Raw genomic sequence first — 16,801 nt, forward strand, 5'->3', positions numbered from 1 at the left:
CCATGTCGGAAGCACTTCTGGTCCAGGAAGCGGGAGCGGCGCCCCTCGCCGCCCCCGCCTCGGGGGCCCGGCAGTTCTGGCGGCGGCTGCGCGCACAGCGCGCGGCCACCGCCGCCGCGGCCGTGGTCCTCCTGCTCTTCCTGGCCGCGCTCGCCGCGCCGCTGCTCAGCGCGCTGGCCGGCCAGGACCCCAACACCTACCACCCCGACCTCGTCGACTCGGCGGCCGGCGGGGTCCCCATCGGTCCCTTCGGCGGTGTCGGCGCGGACCACTGGTTCGGCGTCGAACCGCAGACCGGCCGGGACCTGTTCGCCCGAGTCGTCCACGGGGCCCGGGTCTCGCTGGGCGTCGCCGTCGCGGCCACCCTCCTCCAGGTCACCATCGGAGTGGTGGTGGGGCTCGCCGCGGCCCTCGGGAACCGTTGGGTCGACCAGGTCCTCAGCCGGATCACCGACATCAACGTCGCCCTGCCGCTCATGGTCATCGCCCTGGGGCTGCTCGCCGTCGTACCGCCCTCGTTCCCCCGGCCAGTCCTGATCGCGCTGGTCATCGGCGGCATCAACTGGGCCGGGACGTCGAAGATCGTGCGGGCCCAGGCGCTCGCCCTGAAGTCACTCGACTTCGTCTCCGCGGCCCGGCTCAGCGGACGCGGGCGGTGGAGCATCGCCCGGCGCGAACTGCTGCCCTCGCTCGCCGCGCCCGTCATCACGTACGCCGCACTGCTCTTCCCCGTCAACGTCACCGTCGAAGCGGCCCTGTCCTTCCTCGGCGTCGGCATCAAACCGCCCACACCGTCCTGGGGACAGATGCTCACCGAGGCCGACACCTGGTACCAGTCGGCCCCCACCTATCTCCTGCTGCCGGCCGGGCTGCTCTTCGTCACCGTGCTCGCCCTGACCGTCCTCGGCGAGGGCGTGCGCACGGCACTCGATCCCAGGGCCGCCTCCCGGCTGCGGATCGGCACCGGACGCAGGGAGCGCAAGGAGCGCACGAAGGAGCAGACGTCGTGACCGGGTTCCTGCTGCGACGGCTCGGCGGAGCCGTCTTCGTACTCCTCTCCCTGACGGTCGTCCTGTACGCGGTCTTCTACGTGGCCCCTGGCGACGTCGCACAGATCGCCTGCGGTCCACGCTGCTCACCGGCCCAGGTCGCCCAGGTGACCGAGCAGCTCCGGCTCGACGACCCCGTGTACACGCAGTACTGGCACTTCCTCCAGGGCATCGTCGCGGGAAGGGACTTCTCCACCGGCACGGGCGTGGAGCACTGCTCCGCGCCCTGCCTCGGTGTCTCGTACCAGAGCGACCAGCAGGTCATGCGGCTCATCCTGGCCAAGCTGCCGGTGACCGGTTCGCTCGTCATCGGGGCGTTCCTCTGCTGGATCCTGCTCGGCGTCGGCACCGGAGTGCTGTCCGTCCGGCGGCGTGGCAGGATCACCGAGCGGGTCCTGACCTGGCTGACCCTGGCCGGCACGGCGACCCCGGTCTTCGTCATCGGACTGCTGCTCATCATCATCTTCTGCTCCACGCTGCAGTGGCTGCCGTCGCCGACCTACGTGCCGTTCACGGAGGACCCCGAACAGTGGGCCTGGGGGCTGCTGCTGCCCTGGGTGTCCCTGGCGCTCATCGAGTCCGCCAAGTACGCCCGCCTGACCAGGAGCTCCATGCTGGAGACACTGGCCGAGGACCACGTACGCACCTTTCGCGCGTACGGCGTCAGCGAGCGGGCCGTCATCGGGCGGCACGCGCTGCGCGGCGCGGTCGCACCCGTGATCGCGCTCAGCGCGCTCGACTTCGGCAGCATGTTCGGCGGCGCGGTCCTGACCGAGTCCCTCTTCGGGATCCCGGGAATCGGACGCGAACTCGTCCACGCCGTCAAGGTCGTCGACCTGCCGGTGGTCGTCGGCATGGTGCTGGTGACCGGCTTCTTCGTGGTGCTCGCCAATGCCGTCGCGGACATGCTGTACGCGCTGGCCGACCGACGGGTGGTCCTGTCATGACAACACCGCTGGTCCAGGTCGAGGACCTCACCATCGACTTCGGTGCCGTCCGCGCCGTGGACGGGCTCTCCTTCACGCTGGAGGCGGGCGCCGCCCTCGGTGTCGTCGGCGAATCCGGCTCCGGCAAGAGCGCGTCCGCCTCCGCGCTGCTCGGACTGCACCGGGGCACCGGCGCCCGGGTCACCGGGACCGTCCGGGTCGCCGGTACGGACGTGGGCGCCGCGGACGAGGCCGAACTGCGCGCGCTGCGGGGCGCGAAGGCGGCCATGGTCTTCCAGGACCCGCTGTCCTCGCTCGACCCGTACTACACGGTCGGCGACCAGATCGCCGAGGTGTACCGGGTGCACAACCGCGTCCCCCGCCGGGCGGCCCGGGCCCGGGCCGTCGAGGTCCTGGACCGGGTAGGCATTCCGGACGCGGGCCGCCGCGCCCGGTCCAGGCCGCACGAGTTCTCCGGCGGGATGCGTCAGCGTGCTCTCATCGCGATGGCCCTCGCCTGCGAGCCCCGGCTGATCGTGGCGGACGAGCCGACCACCGCCCTCGACGTCACCGTGCAGGCGCAGATCCTGGACCTGCTGCACGACCTGCGGCGGGAGACGGGCATGGGACTGCTGCTGGTCACCCACGACGTGGGTGTCGCCGCGGAGAGCGTCGACGACATCCTGGTGATGCAGCACGGCCGTGCGGTGGAGCGCGGAGCGGTCTCCGAGGTGCTGGGCGCGCCCCGGCAGACCTACACCCGGGAGCTCCTGGCCTCGGTACCCCGGCTCGACGAGAAACGGGCCGCTGTCCCCGGACCGAGGACCGCCACCCCCGACGCCGGACCGCTCCTCGAAGCGGTCGGGCTCCGGCGGGAGTTCGGCCGGGGCGCGAAACGGGTCACGGCCGTGGACGGGGTCTCGCTCACCGTCCGGGCCGGCGAGACCCTCGGGATCGTGGGGGAGAGCGGCAGCGGCAAGACGACGCTCGGGCGCATGCTCGTACGGCTGGAGGATCCCACCGCGGGCCGGTTGCGGTACGGGGGCGTGGAGATCGGGTCGCTCGGGGAGAGGGGCCTCCGTCCCTTCCGCCGCGAGCTCCAGATGGTCTTCCAGGACCCCGTCGCCTCGCTCAACCCACGGCGCTCGATCGGCGAGTCGGTGGCCGACCCGCTGCGTGCCGCCGGAGAGACCGACGAGACCCTGATCCGGGACCGCGTACGCGAACTCCTGGAGAGGGTCGGCCTCGACGCCGGCCGGTACGAGCGCTATCCGCACGAGTTCAGCGGCGGGCAGCGCCAGCGGATCGGAATCGCGCGGGTGCTCGCCGCCGAGCCGAAGCTGATCGTGTGCGACGAACCGGTCTCCGCGCTCGACGTCACGACCCAGGCCCAGGTGATCGCGCTCCTCGCCGAGCTGCAGCGCGAACTCGGCATCGGTCTCGTCTTCATCGCCCACGACCTGGCCGTCGTCAGGCAGGTCAGCGACCGGGTGGCGGTGATGCGGCACGGCCGGATCGTCGAGCAGGGCGCCGTGGACGAGGTCTACGGATCGCCGCAGGACCCGTACACGAAACAGCTCCTCGCCGCGGTCCCCACGCTCGATCCCGCTCACGCCGCCGCGCGCCGTGCGACCCGCTCGGAGCTGGCCGCAGCCTGACTGTGCGTGACCGAATGCCCGTCGGTCGCAACAGAACGCGACCGGAGCGGGAAAGTTACGCCGGTTCACCCCTTTCGGTGGTGCGACGGACAACAGTCCGTCGCACCACCCGTGTGTCCGCATACGGTCGTCCCGCCGCGAGTCGCCGAGCAACGGCGGCCGTCCACAAGGGAGATCGGGGGTGTGCTCGTGCGGATCGGACTCCTCACGGACGGTGGTTATCCGTATGCGACCGGTGAGTCCAGACTCTGGTGCGACCGTCTGGTGCGCGGACTCCCTCAGCACGAGTTCGACGTCTTCGCACTCAGCCGCTCCGCCGATCAGGAACAACGGGGCTGGGTCAGGCTCCCCGACCGGGTCGGACGTGTGCGGACGGCGCCGATGTGGACGCACGGGGTGGACGCCCGGCACACCGGCCGGCCCAGAGGTCTTACGGCCAGGATCGCCACCGGCCTCGGACGATCGTACGGACGGCGGGACCGACTGCGCTTCACCGCACACGTGAAGGCGCTCGTCGGCGCGGTCTGCGAGGGCGCGGCCGACGGCGCCGGGACGGCGGCCGGCCGTTTCGCGGACGGTCTCTACGGCCTCGCCGAACTGGCGCGGGAGCGCGGTGGACTGCACCGCGCACTGCTCGGTGAGACGACCGTACGCATCGTGGAGGGGGCCTGCCGGGCTCCCGGCACAGGCCGGACCGTCCACGGTGCCACCGTTCCCGACTACCTCGGCTTCGTGGCCGAACTGGACCGGGTCCTGCGTCCCCTCTCCCTCGACTGGTACGACGAGGACGGCCTCGGCGCGGTCGACCTCTGCCACGCGGCGTCAGGCGGAGCCGCTGCCCTGCCGGGACTGCTGGCCAAACGCTTCTTCGGTGTGCCGCTGCTGGTGACGGAGCACGGAGTGCCGCTGCGGGCCCACTACCTCGCGGCGCCCGAGGCCCCGCTGAGTGCGCCGGTGCGCGCCCTGCTCGCGAACCTTCACGGACTGCTCGCCTCCGAGGTGTACCGGCAGGCCGCGCTCATCACCCCCGGCAACACCCATGTCCGCCGCTGGCAGGAGCGGTTCGGCGCCGACCGGAGCAAGCTGCGCACGGTCTACCCGGGCATGGACGCGGAGCGGTTCGGAGCCGTGGGGGAGGGGGCCGACGAGGGTGGCCCCGGCACGCTGGTGTGGATCGGGCGGATCGAACCCGCCAAGGACCTGATCGCCCTGCTCCACGCGTTCGCCGAGGTGCGCAGGGCGCAGCCGGACGCCCGGCTGCGGATCTTCGGCGCACCGGTCCAGGCGGGCGAGGGCGACACCTACCGCGCCCACTGCAGGGCACTCGCCGCCCAGCTCTTCCCCGACGAGGCCGCGGACGCCCATGCCGTCGGCGACAACCCGGTCACCTTCGAGGAGATCGGCGGCCCCGAGGTGCCCGACCTCGCGGAGGCCTACGCCGCGGGCGGCGTCGTCGTGCTCTCCAGCGTCGTCGAGGGCTTTCCCATCAGCCTGGTCGAGGCGATGTTCTGCGGGCGGGCCACGGTCTCGACGGATGTGGGCGCCGTGGTCGAAGTCGTCGGCGGTACGGGTCTGGTCGTGCCCCCGCGCAATCCGCGGGCGCTCGCCGACGCCTGCGTCGCGCTCCTGCGCGACCCGGAGCGCCGTGCACGCCTGGGGGCGGCTGCGCGCGCCCGGGCACTCGAACTCTTCACGGTCGAACAGAACCTCGCCGCGTTCCGCGGCATCTACCTGGACCTCGTCGGGCACGCCCCCGCCCGATGGGCGACACCGGAGGACCCCCGCGACCCGGCCGGTCCGCCGCGCCCCTTCGCCACGCCCCCGGAGGCGCATGTGCTGGGGGCTCCACCCCTCGATCCGGTCGCGCCGGCATCCGCGGGCATCCCCGTTCGGGTGCCGACCTGGGCCATCGGCGTGGAGGGCGTGTGCGCGGGCGCACGCGGAGCCGGAGGCGGCGATGCGTGACGACACGAGCGGTCACGAACACGGAGGGACCCCGAGGGGCGGTCCGCCCGAGGCCCCGGACCCGGGCGCCGGGTGCGCGCCTGCGGGGTTGGGCACTGCCGCGGTCCGTTCCGGCGTACGGGCACCGGAGATCGGCTATCACCCCACCCGGAGACCGGCGGCGCGGCGCGGACCCGCGGACCCCGTGAAGGTGCTCATGCACCGGCACCGGGACCTCTGCGAGCGCGCCGTCGACCCCCTGGAGATCGCCGCCGGTCTGGAGGCGCACGGGCTCACCGACCGGACGGCCGCGCGCTACCGGCACCGTGACGTCTTCTCACTGGCGGAGGAGCTCTACGCCCGCGCCCCCGGCGTGGACAGGAGGGCACCCCGTGCCGCCGTGACGAAGCCGGACACGTGCAAGGACGTGCGGGCCGGCTGGACGCTCGCGGCGCTGCTGCCCGGAGCCGCCTGCCTCGCGACCGCCGGGGTGCTCAGGCTCACCGAGGGGGTGCTCGACGGAGAAGCCCGGTTCGCGGTGACCGCCGTCGGAACGCTGTTCGTGGTCCTCGGGCTCCGGCTCGCCCTGCGCGGCGGCCCGCTGCGCGTCCCCGACCCCGCCGGGGGCGTCACACCGTACGTCTGCTGGCTCCTCGGCTACGTCGTGTACGGCGACGACCTGCTCACCCAGGTCGTCAGCGGGGGCCCCGACGGCCACTGGACCGCCGCGCCCGCCCCGCTGCTCGGACTCCTGCCGGCCCTGGCCCCCGCGGCCTGGTGCGCCCACCTGTTCGCCGTACACGCGCGCCGCAGGCTCGCAGCGTCCCACGGTCTGTCCGACTTCGGCTCCGGCGTACGCCCCCTGCTCCTCGGTGTCGTCGCGCTCTTCCTGTGCGCGCTGACCGCGCTGCTCCTCCTCGCCGACCTCGGCCACCCCGGGCAGGGCGGAAGCCTCCTGGGCCCGGCCGCCCTCGGCGCCCTGCTCTTCGTGGCCCGCCTGCTGGCCGTACACGGCTTCCCTGAACCGGCCGCCACCGGACTCGCCGCCGCCTGCGCCGTCGAGGTGGCGGCCCCCTTCCTCGTCCTCGCCGGGCGGCTGCCCGGCCTGGGCCTCCTCGCCCGTCCCGTCGACGCCGTCGTCATGGCGGCAGGCCCCGGCGGCGTGGCCGTCCTCGCCTGCGGCATCGCCGCGGCAGTGCTGCTGCTGCACGCATCGGTCACCCTCACCCGGGCATCCGCCCACGCCTCGGCCTGACCGGGCCCCGCCCCACCCCGCGGAGCCGACGCCGCGGGTCTCCCGTACCACACACACCTTCCCCAAGGAGATACCGGACATGACCCCCCAATCCCCCGCACCGGCAGCCCACCGTCGGCACCGAGGGAGTGCGCGATGAGGGTTCTGCTGCTCGGAGCCAACGGATTCCTCGGCCGCTTCGTCGCCGACCGCCTGCTCGCCGACCCCGCCGTGCACCTCACGGCGCTCGGCCGCGGCGACGACGCCGACGTCCGCTTCGACCTCGCGGGCGGCAGCCCGGGAGCACTCACCCGCTTCCTGGACGCCGTCCACCCCGGTGTCGTCGTCAACTGTGCGGGAGCCACCCGTGGTGGCGCCCGCGACCTGACCCGCCACAACACCGTCGCCGTGGCCACCGTCTGCGAGGCCATGCGCCGGAGCGGCTGCAGTCCACGGCTCGTCCAGGTCGGCTGCGCCTCCGAATACGGGCCCTCGCAGCCCGGCTCCTCGACCGCCGAGGACGCGGTGCCCCGGCCGGGAGGCCCGTACGGCGTCAGCAAGCTCGCCGCCACCGAACTGGTCCTCGGTTCCGGTCTGGACGCGGTCGTGCTGCGGGTCTTCTCGCCGGTGGGGCCGGGCACCCCGGCCGGATCCCCGCTCGGCAGGCTGGCCGAGACCATGCGCCGGGCCATGCAGACCGGCGATCCCGAGCTCAAGCTCAGCGGCCTCGGGGTGCAGCGCGACTTCGTCGACGTGCGCGACGTGGCGCGCGCCGTCCACGCGGCCTCGCTCTCCGCCGCGCAGGGCGTCGTCAACATCGGCACCGGCAGGGCCGTGCGGCTGCGTGACGCGGCGGTGGTCCTCGCCAGGGTCGCCGGATACGCGGGCGCACTCCACGAGCTCGACACGCCCCCCGGACGGCTCCCCATCGGTGCCCCCCGGGTCTCCGCCGAATCGGCGACGGAGCACCTCGTGGCGACACCGTCCCCGTACCCCGACGGCTGCGGGGCCTGGCAGCAGGCCGACGTGCGCACCGCCAGGGACCGGCTCGGCTGGCGCCCCCGCATCAACCTGGAGGAGTCCCTCGCGGACATCTGGATGGAGGCGGCGTGCCGTATCTGACCAGCACCGGCTCCACCCTGCGGACCGGGGGCGCCGAACAGCTCGGCGTAGGCGTGCCCGGTTACGCCCACCCGCTGCTCGCGCCCGCCGAATGGGCCGGACTCAACCGGCCCGGCACGCCGCTGCACTGGGCCGTCCTCAACATCGACGACGGGCCGGGCGCCCGCCCCGACCCGCACTGCCTGGAGGCCGCCGGCCGACTGCGCAACGCCCGCGAGCGGGCACTGCACGGGGAGGCCCCCGAGGACGCCGTCCGCGCCTCGGGCGGCAGACTGCTGGGCCACATCGACCTGGCCTTCGGCGGCCGTCCCTTCGACGAGCTGGTCGCCGACGCCCGGTCCTACCTCGACTGGTACCGCGTCGGCGGCTTCTACCTGGACCACTGCCCGTCCGGACGCGACGGGCTCCAGGCGGCCCGTCGGCTGACCAGCACCCTCTACGCGCTGCTCGCCGACAGCGACAGCGCGGACCGGGAGGGTGGGCGGCTGGTCCTGGGCCACGGCACCCACCCGCACCCGGGCTACGCCGAGGCCGCCGACCAGCTGGTCACCTTCCGGGGACACTGGACGGACTACCGCTGGTCGCAGGTGGCCGAGTGGACCGCCGCGTACGAACCGGGACGCTTCGCGCACTTCGTCCACGGGGTCCCGCGCACCCACCTGGAGGAGGCCATGCGCATCGCCCGCTGGCAGGGCGCGGGCACGATCTTCTTCACGGACCGGGACGGCACGAACGGGCAAACCGACCCATTTGCGGCACTGCCCAGCTACTGGGACGAATTCGTCTCGCGGATCGGACCCGGTATCTCGGAATGAGGAGCGGCGTGGCAGTGTTACGGGAGAACAACCGTACGTAGATGAAGTACGTAGAAACCGACCACCTGCATTGTTGAGGTTCCTGTGTCGCTGCCACCCCTGGTCGAGCCGGCTGCCGAGCTCACCGTCGATGAGGTCCGCAGGTACTCCCGCCACCTGATCATCCCGGATGTCGGGATGGACGGTCAGAAGCGGCTGAAGAACGCGAAGGTGCTCTGTGTCGGCGCCGGCGGCCTCGGCTCGCCGGCCCTGATGTACATGGCCGCGGCCGGCGTGGGCACGCTCGGCATCGTGGAGTTCGACGAGGTCGACGAGTCGAACCTGCAGCGCCAGGTCATCCACAGCCAGGCCGACATCGGCAAGTCCAAGGCCCTGTCGGCCAAGGAGACCGTGCAGGGGATCAACCCCCTGGTGAACGTGGTCCTTCACGAGGAGCGGCTCGAAGCCGACAACGTGATGGACATCTTCGCCCAGTACGACCTGATCGTGGACGGCACGGACAACTTCGCCACCCGCTATCTCGTCAACGACGCCGCGGTCCTGCTGAACAAGCCGTACGTCTGGGGCTCGATCTACCGCTTCGACGGCCAGGCGTCCGTCTTCTGGTCCGAGCACGGTCCCTGCTACCGCTGCCTCTACCCGGAGCCGCCGCCCCCCGGCATGGTTCCGTCCTGCGCCGAGGGCGGTGTCCTGGGCGTGCTCTGCGCGTCCATCGGCTCCATCCAGGTCAACGAGGCCATCAAGCTCCTCGCCGGTATCGGTGACCCGCTGGTCGGCCGTCTGATGATCTACGACGCGCTGGAGATGCAGTACCGCCAGGTCAAGGTCCGCAAGGACCCCGACTGCGCGGTCTGCGGCGAGAACCCCACCGTCACCGAGCTCATCGACTACGAGGCCTTCTGCGGCGTCGTGTCCGAGGAGGCCCAGGAGGCGGCGGCCGGTTCCACGATCACTCCCAAGCAGCTCAAGGAGTGGATCGACGGCGACGAGAAGATCGAGATCATCGACGTCCGTGAGCCGAACGAGTACGAGATCGTCTCGATCCCGGGTTCCCGGCTGGTTCCGAAGAACGAGTTCCTGATGGGCACCGCCCTCCAGGACCTCCCCCAGGACAGGCGCATCGTCCTGAACTGCAAGACGGGCGTCCGCAGCGCCGAGGTCCTCGCGGTCCTCAAGTCGGCGGGCTTCGCCGACGCGGTGCACGTCGGTGGCGGGGTCATCGGCTGGGTCCACCAGATCGAGCCCGAGAAGCCGGTCTACTAGACCCGCGGCACAACGTACGAAGGGGCCGGTTCCGCCGCGGAGCCGGCCCCTTCGCGTACCCGGCGTCAGGAGCAGGTCCGTCCGTCGGCCGGGACCTCGCCCTTCAGGAAGTAGGCGTCGACGAGCGAGGTCACGCAGGCGCTCTCCCCGTAAGAGCCGTGCCCCTCACCCTTGTTGGTCAGCATGACGCCGACCCCCTCGCCCAGCTCGTCCGCCATCCGACGCGCACCCTCGTACGGCGTCGCCGGGTCGCCGGTCGTGCCGATGACCAGGATCGGGGCGGCGCCCGGGGCACTCGCCTCCGGGGTGTCGTGCTCGCCCTCCACCGGCCACCCCGCGCACCAGCCGGCCGTGTCCCAGGCCAGGAACGGGCCGAAGACCGGTGACAGTTCCCGGAATTCGGGGAGCAGCGCCCTGGCCTCGGCCGCCGTCGGCCGTGCTCTGGCGTCGGCGCAGGAGATCGCCCGCTGGGAGTGGCTCTGGGTGTCGTAGTGCCCGTCCTCGTCCCGGCCGTTGTACGAGTCGGCCAGCGCGAGCAGACGGTCGCCCCTGCCCGTCCTCTCGGCCTCGTCGAGGGCGGCCGTCAGGGTGGGCCAGCCGCTCTTCGAGTACAGGGGGGCCACGATGCCGGTGACGGCGAGCGATTCGTTGAGCTCCCGCCCGGAGGCGGTGGGCAGTGGGTCCTCGTCGATGCGCTCCAGCAGGTCCGCTATCCGCCGTGTGCCCGCCGCGGGGTCCTGGCCGCGGTCCTTCAGGTAGTTCTCCAGGGCCCGCTGGAAGCCCGTCGTCTGGTTGCGGGCGTGGCCCACCGAGTCCGCCGTCGGGTCGACCACGGCGTCCAGCACGACCCTTCCCACGGACTTCGGGAAGAGATGTGCGTAGGTCCCGCCGAGCTCCGTACCGTACGAGATGCCGAAGTACGACAGCTTCCGGTCGCCGAGCGCCCGGCGGATCTCCTCCATGTCCCGGGCGGCGTTCGCCGTGCCGACGTGGGGGAGCACCGCGCCGGAGTGGCGCTCGCAGCCGGCGCCGAAGTCGGTGCCGTCCGCGAGGAACGCCGCCTCCTCGGCCGCCGTGTCCGGGGTCATGTCGACCTCCCGGTGTGCCTTCTCCTGCTCCTCGTCGCCTCGGCAGCGGAACCCCGAACTGGCCGCGACCCCGCGCGGGTCGAAGCCCACCAGGTCGTAGCGGGTGTTGAGCTCCTCGTACGAAGCGGCTGCGCGCGGCAGGATGCCCACCCCCGAACCCCCGGGGCCGCCGAAGTTGAAGAGCATCGAACCGAGCCGCTCGCTCTTCTTCGTGGCCGGCTTACGGATCAGCGCGATGCCGATCCTCTCCCCGTCCGGCTTCGCGTGGTCCAGCGGTACGTCGACGGTGGCGCACCGCCAGCCCGGGCCGGGCGCGGTGCCGCCCTCCGGGGCGTCGCAGCGCTTCCAGTCGGTGGACGCCAGGTGTGAGGCCGACCCGTCCCGGGAGGTCCGCGGTGACGAGTCCCCCGACGACTGCGGCGGAGCCTGAGCGCCGTCGCACCCCGCCAGGACCGCCGCCGTCAGCAGGACCGCTCCGGCCTGAACCGCACCCCCGCGGGTGCGTCCACGTGCGCGCATGTGTGCGCTCCCCTCCCTGCCCGGAGGCTGCCGCCGGGGCGGCCCGGGTGCCGTTTCCCGGCCGTGCAACGAGTGGTCACCCGCAGACCGTTCCCGACTTCGGGACCTTCCCTTCGAGGAGGTAGCCGTCCACGGCCTTCTGCACGCAGCTGCTCCCGCTGTTGTACGCCCCGTGACCCTCGCCCTTGTACGTGAGCTCGATCCCGACCCCCTTGCCGAGCTCGGCGGCCATCGCCTTCGCGCCTGCGTACGGGGTCGCCGGGTCCCCGGTGTTGCCGATGACCAGGATCGGGGCGGAACCGGGGGCGCTGACGTCCGGGGTGTCCCGGGCGCCCGCTACGGGCCAGCCGGTGCACGACATCAGTCCCCATCCCAGGTACTCGCCGAAGACGGGGGAGGCCTCGCGGAACCGCGGGAGTGCCTTCCTGGTCTGTTCCAGGGTGAAACGCTGCTTGGAGTCCGCGCAGTTGATGGCGGCGTTCGCGGCGTTCGAGTTGTCGTAGTGCCCGTCCTCGGAACGGCCGTTCAGCGAGTCGGCGAGCGCCAGCAGCAGCCCGCCGTTGTCGCCGTCCGCCTCGTCGAGGCCCTGTTCGAGCAGCGGCCAGGTCTCCTTGGAGTAGAGGGCCGAGGCGATGCCGGTGGTGGCCTGGGTCTGCGTCAGCTCACGTTCGCCGAGTCCCGGGACGGGCTTCTCGTCGAGCCGGGCGAGGAGGCCGGCGATCCAGTCCTGGACCTCCTGCGCGGTCGCCCCCGGGAGCTTGCAGTCGTCGCGTTCCGCGCAGTCCGCCGTGAAGTTGTCCAGGGCGAGCTGGAAGCCCTCGGCCTGTCCGAGCGAGGACTTCAGGGTGTCCTCCGTCGGGTCGACGACCGCGTCCAGGACGGCCCGTCCGACGTTCTTCGGATACAGGTGGGCGTACACCCCGCCCAGCTCGGTGCCGTAGGAGATCCCGAAGTAGTGCAGCTTGTCGTCGCCGAGCACCTGACGCAGCAGATCCATGTCCCGGGCCGCGTTCGTGGTGCCGACGTAGGGCAGTTCGTCCCCGGAGTTCTTCTCGCAGTCCGCGATGTAGGACTTCTGGTCCTCGACGAACGCCTTCTCCTCCCCGGCGTCGTCCGGGGTGCCGTCCAGCTCGTAGCGGGCGTCGAGGGTTCGGTCGTCCGAGCACTCGATCCCCTCGCTGCGGCCCACCCCGCGCGGGTCGAAGCTGACCAGGTCGTAGCGGGTGCGGAGCGTGTCGTAGTCGCCGCCGAAGGACGGAAGCGTGGCGACCCCGGAGGCGCCCGGGCCGCCGAAGTTGAAGATCAGCGAACCGATCCGCCGGTCCTTGTCCCGGGCGGTGGCGCGGATCAGGGCCAGCTCGACGGTCCGTCCGCCGGGATCGGCGTAGTCGAGGGGGGCGTCCATGAAGGAGCACTCCCACGACGCCCCGCCCGGCAGGGGCGAGGGGGACGTGCCGCTGCCCTGGGCCTGGTTGGGGGCGGGACAGGGCTTCCAGTCGAGCTTCTGGGAGGACAGTTCCTCCGCCGTCGCGGTCGGGGCGGCCGTCGATGCGGACGAGGGCGTCGACCTGTCCGTGCCTCCGTCGTCACCGTCGTCCGAACAGGCGGCCAGCGGGAGCAGCACGGTGGCGGTGGCGGCGAGGGCGGCGGCACGCAGAGCGGGGGAGGTCCTCATGGACCCATCGTGCGGCGGGCCACGGGGGACCGCGCGGGGCGTCGTCCATGCGAGTGGCGCCGCCCCGCGCGTACGTTCTAGAGCTCGCCCTTGCGGGTCAGCAGGTTGAAGCAGATCCAGCCGGGGAGCACCGGAAGCCAGAGCGTCATCACGCGGTAGAGCAGCACGGACGGCACGGCGGCCTCCGACGGCAGGCCCACCGCGATCAGACCCAGGGTCAGCGCACCGTCGACCGCGCCGATGCCACCCGGGGTGGGGGCCGCGGACCCGAGGGCGTTGCCCGCGAGGAAGACAACCGCGATGCTGGCGTAGCTGAGCTCGGGGACGCCCGGACCGCTGAAGGCGCGGATCGACGCGTCGAGGCACATGACGAACAGTCCGGTCAGCAGCAGCATGCCGCCGATACCGGTGACCAGCTTCTGCGGACGCTGCACCACGTCGAGCATGCGGGGCACCACGCCGGCGAACAGCGACCGCACCCGGGTGACGACGAACTTCCGCAGGAACGGGATCGCGGTCACCACCAGCACGAGAACGGCGACCGTGAGCAGGCCCGCGATGACGGTCCTCGACGGGGTGAGCGAGTCCGGGGTCTTCTCCGTGCCGGTCAGGTACCCGAACAGGGCGAGCAGCAGGATGTGGCAGCCGAGACCGAACAGCTGGGACGCGCCCACGCTCGCGACGGCCAGCCCCGGGCGCACCCCGGCGCGTTGCAGGAAGCGTGTGTTCAGCGCCACGCCGCCGATCGCAGCGGGGGCCACGATCTTCACGAACGACCCGGCGACCTGCGCCAGCACGGTCTTCCCGAACGCCACCCGCTCGGGCACGAAGCCGAGCAGGCTCATGGCCGCGGCGACGTAGCTCAGGGCCGAGAAGCCCAGCGCCGCCGCCACCCAGCCCCACTCCGCCTGTTCCACGACCGTGCTGAAGTCGGCCCTGGTGATCTGGGAGATCAGGTAGTAGGCGGCGATCGCACCCGCGATGAAGCTCAGGAGGGTGCGCGGCTTGATGCGCTCCAGGCGGACCGGCTCGACCGGCGCCTGCGGCCTGATCAGCAGCACCTGGCGGCGGATCTGGGCCAGCATGTCCTCCTCGCGGGCCCCTTCCATGGCATCGTCGATCGCCCGCTTCTCGGCCTGCTTCTCCGTGCGCAGGGACTTGCGGGCGGCCTTGCGGTCGTTGGAAGCCGCCGCGTCGTGCTCCTCGGCCTTCGCCTCCTTGGCCGCGTGCGATGCCTCCAGCACCGCCTCGCGCTCGCGCTGCGAACGCTCCCGGGCGAGTCTGCGGAGCGTCGCCCGGGTGGGGCGGCTCAGCGCGATCGGCTGGAGCAGCGGCAGGCAGTCGGCGACGGCGTCCGGCCCGAGCACGGCGAGTGCCCCGGCGACGGCCCGTTCGGCGCCCACCCGCAGGCCGGTGGTGGTGAGCAGCTGGGCGACGTCCATGCGGAGGATCAGGTCACCGGCCGCGATCTCGCCGCCCCGCAGGTCCGTGACGAACACCGTGCCGGAACGATCCACCAGGATGGCGTCGCCGGTGAGCCTGCGGTGCGCGATCCGCCGCGACTGGAGCGCCTGCACCTGGCGCCAGGCGCCGCGCACCAGGTCGTCGGTGATCTCCTCGTCCTCCATCGCGTCCAGCGAGCGCCCCCCGATGTGCTCGTACACGAGCATCACGGCGTCGGGTCCGAGCTCGGACGTGGCGATCAGCTTGGGCGCGTTGGCCCCGGCGGCGATCGCCGCGTACGCGAGGAGCGCCTCCTGCTCCAGGGCCTGGCGCAGCGACTGGATGGAGCGGCGCTGCGTGATGGTGCGCAGGGTGAGCCTGCGCCACACCCGGTAGAAGAAGCCCTGGGCCTGCTGTTCGCGGTCGACGACCGTCACGTCCAGCGGTGGCCCGTCCTCCAGGGTGACCAGATAGCGGCGTCCCTGGTCGCTCTGGTCGGTGTTGTCGGTGGCGTCCTCGGTGCGCATGGCGGCGACCGGCCGGAAGCCGACGTGGCGCAGACCTGCCATCAGGTGCTGGCCGGTCGGGCGGACGTTCGGCGAGCCGACCGCGTACAGCGTGCCGTACGCCACGGTCCAGCCGATCAGCACGGTGAGGACGATCGAGAACGGCGTGGTGTAACCGCCGACGAGCATCGCGAAGGCGTCCAGGAGCAGCACCACCCACAGCACGACCCGCCAGCGCGGCCTGCGGGCCATCCCGACCGCCGTCATGTAGGCGATGACGGGCGCGAGATATCCGTGCACGGGATCGGTGAGCGCGTCCCCCGGCTGAAGCTGGGTCAGCGCCTCCCTGATCGTCCCCGGCGCCGACCGGGCGACCCAGAGATCGGTGGCCAGGGTCACCCCGTGGGCCAGCACGGCCGCCAGCACCCCGTCCGCGATCCGCAGCCCGTCGCGCTTCACCAGGCGCTCGATCGCGAAGGCGACCGGCACGAGGAGCACGGCGATGCTGGACACGAGGCCGGCGAGCTTGATCAGCAGATCGGGGGCCTGGTCGGTGCCCTTGGAGATGTCGTTCTCGAGGCCCGTGGTGGTTCCCTGGGCGAAGGCGGCGATCGAGAACAGCAGGGCGATCGCGAGCACGCCGATGAGGAGCCGCAGCAGATCGGAGGGGCGGTGGACCCGGGCCGGAAGGAGGGGTTCGTCGCCCGAGACACGGTCGGTCAGGGCCGCGTCGGCCGACGCGAGGGTCGAGCCCGAGAGGGGCTCCGGGGAGGACCCGCGCGCCTCCTCCTCGGTGCCGGAGGCATCAGGGGTCACGGCATCAGGGGCGTCCGCACCGGGGGCGTCGGACGCCTCCGCGCGCGCCTCGGCATCAGAGGCGCCCGCCTTCGATGGCTGCACGCCCTGCTCCTTAACCTCTGGATCCTCTGACGAATCTTCGTGTTCCCGTATCACCGGCACCGCCCGCACGATGGTGGCACGGCCTGCAGACAGAGGGGGGCATCAGGGTGCATTGCGCGGGCGCGAAGGGCAACATACGCTGCTGCGCCCGCGGGCGCACGGTGTGTGACCAGGACGACACCGCGCACAACCGGTTGTCGGTGGCGTACGGCAGGATGGGACGGATGAGCGAAAACCGGACGAGCGGCTCTCCCGCCGGGGCGGCGCCCCCGAGCCCCGTGCCCGCCGAGCTGCCCGTCTACGCCGAGCGGGTCCTGGACGTGGCGGACCTGATCCCGCCCGGCCGCGTCATGACGTACGGCGATGTCGCGGAGTGGCTCGGCGACGGCGGGCCGAGGCAGGTCGGCCGCGTGATGGCCCTGTACGGCTCCGCGGTGCCCTGGTGGCGCGTGGTGCGCGCCGACGGAGCCCTGCTGCCGGGCCACGAGATACGGGCCCTCGGCCACTACCGCGAGGAGGGCACACCGCTGCGCGCCGCCCCGCGCGACGCGGACGGGCACGTTCCGCGCCTCGACATGAAGCGCGCCAGATGGGACGGCGTGGCCGGTGGTCCGGGCGACGAAACTCACAACTGACAGCTTCCGCCATCGTGCGCCGCC

12 protein-coding genes are annotated in these 16,801 nt (G+C 72.5%); 9 read left to right on the plus strand and 3 right to left on the minus strand.

All coding sequences use genetic code 11. The features are described 5' to 3' along the window. The first annotated feature begins 2 nt into the window (after nt 1–2). The 8 genes from JOC24_RS04145 (at nt 3) to moeZ (ending at nt 10,011) form a co-directional block, all read left to right on the plus strand. Entirely contained in the window at nt 3–1,010 is a 1,008-nt protein-coding gene (locus JOC24_RS04145) for an ABC transporter permease (protein WP_205018693.1), read from the plus strand. Continuing rightward, complete coding sequence (locus tag JOC24_RS04150) at nt 1,007–1,996, plus strand: ABC transporter permease (protein ID WP_205018694.1); 990 nt, start codon at nt 1,007–1,009, stop codon at nt 1,994–1,996. Before JOC24_RS04145 ends, JOC24_RS04150 begins: the two co-directional genes overlap by 4 nt. Beyond that, on the plus strand, nt 1,993–3,633 hold the full coding sequence (locus JOC24_RS04155; protein ID WP_205018695.1) for a dipeptide ABC transporter ATP-binding protein: 1,641 nt from the start codon (nt 1,993–1,995) through the stop codon (nt 3,631–3,633). Before JOC24_RS04150 ends, JOC24_RS04155 begins: the two co-directional genes overlap by 4 nt. A 189-nt stretch (nt 3,634–3,822) precedes the next feature. Then, nucleotides 3,823–5,598 carry a DUF3492 domain-containing protein gene (locus tag JOC24_RS04160; protein ID WP_205018766.1) on the plus strand — a complete coding sequence of 592 codons (1,776 nt, stop codon included), beginning with the start codon at nt 3,823–3,825 and terminating at the stop codon, nt 5,596–5,598. Beyond that, entirely contained in the window at nt 5,591–6,832 is a 1,242-nt protein-coding gene (locus JOC24_RS04165) for a hypothetical protein (protein ID WP_374104470.1), read from the plus strand. Before JOC24_RS04160 ends, JOC24_RS04165 begins: the two co-directional genes overlap by 8 nt. 135 nt (nt 6,833–6,967) lie before the next feature. Beyond that, the gene (locus JOC24_RS04170) at nt 6,968–7,933 is read left to right on the plus strand and encodes an NAD-dependent epimerase/dehydratase (protein WP_205018697.1); all 966 of its coding nucleotides are present in this window, start codon (nt 6,968–6,970) and stop codon (nt 7,931–7,933) included. Next, on the plus strand, nt 7,921–8,748 hold the full coding sequence (locus JOC24_RS04175) for a spherulation-specific family 4 protein (RefSeq protein ID WP_205018698.1): 828 nt from the start codon (nt 7,921–7,923) through the stop codon (nt 8,746–8,748). Before JOC24_RS04170 ends, JOC24_RS04175 begins: the two co-directional genes overlap by 13 nt. Before the next feature lie 84 nt (nt 8,749–8,832). Beyond that, nucleotides 8,833–10,011: an adenylyltransferase/sulfurtransferase MoeZ gene (moeZ, locus tag JOC24_RS04180; RefSeq protein WP_205018699.1), complete on the plus strand. Its 1,179-nt coding sequence runs from the start codon at nt 8,833–8,835 to the stop codon at nt 10,009–10,011. 65 nt (nt 10,012–10,076) lie between these two features. On the opposite strand, the gene JOC24_RS04185 is transcribed toward moeZ, so the two are convergent. The 3 genes from JOC24_RS04185 to JOC24_RS04195 form a co-directional block, all read right to left on the minus strand. Further along, nucleotides 10,077–11,618, minus strand: coding sequence for an alpha/beta hydrolase (locus JOC24_RS04185; RefSeq protein WP_205018700.1), 1,542 nt, complete (start codon nt 11,616–11,618; stop codon nt 10,077–10,079). A 76-nt stretch (nt 11,619–11,694) separates the two neighbouring features. Further along, on the minus strand, nt 11,695–13,293 hold the full coding sequence (locus tag JOC24_RS04190; RefSeq protein ID WP_205018701.1) for an alpha/beta hydrolase: 1,599 nt from the start codon (nt 13,291–13,293) through the stop codon (nt 11,695–11,697). Between the two features lie 77 nt (nt 13,294–13,370). Continuing rightward, nucleotides 13,371–16,142: a lysylphosphatidylglycerol synthase domain-containing protein gene (locus JOC24_RS04195; protein WP_205018702.1), complete on the minus strand. Its 2,772-nt coding sequence runs from the start codon at nt 16,140–16,142 to the stop codon at nt 13,371–13,373. A 224-nt stretch (nt 16,143–16,366) separates the two neighbouring features. On the opposite strand from JOC24_RS04195, the gene JOC24_RS04200 reads away from it, so the two are divergent. Then, nucleotides 16,367–16,777, plus strand: coding sequence for an MGMT family protein (locus JOC24_RS04200; protein ID WP_205018703.1), 411 nt, complete (start codon nt 16,367–16,369; stop codon nt 16,775–16,777). Nucleotides 16,778–16,801: the final 24 nt, after the last annotated feature.

It is taken from the genome of Streptomyces sp. HB132, from assembly GCF_016909575.1.
GTDB lineage: Bacteria > Actinomycetota > Actinomycetes > Streptomycetales > Streptomycetaceae > Streptomyces.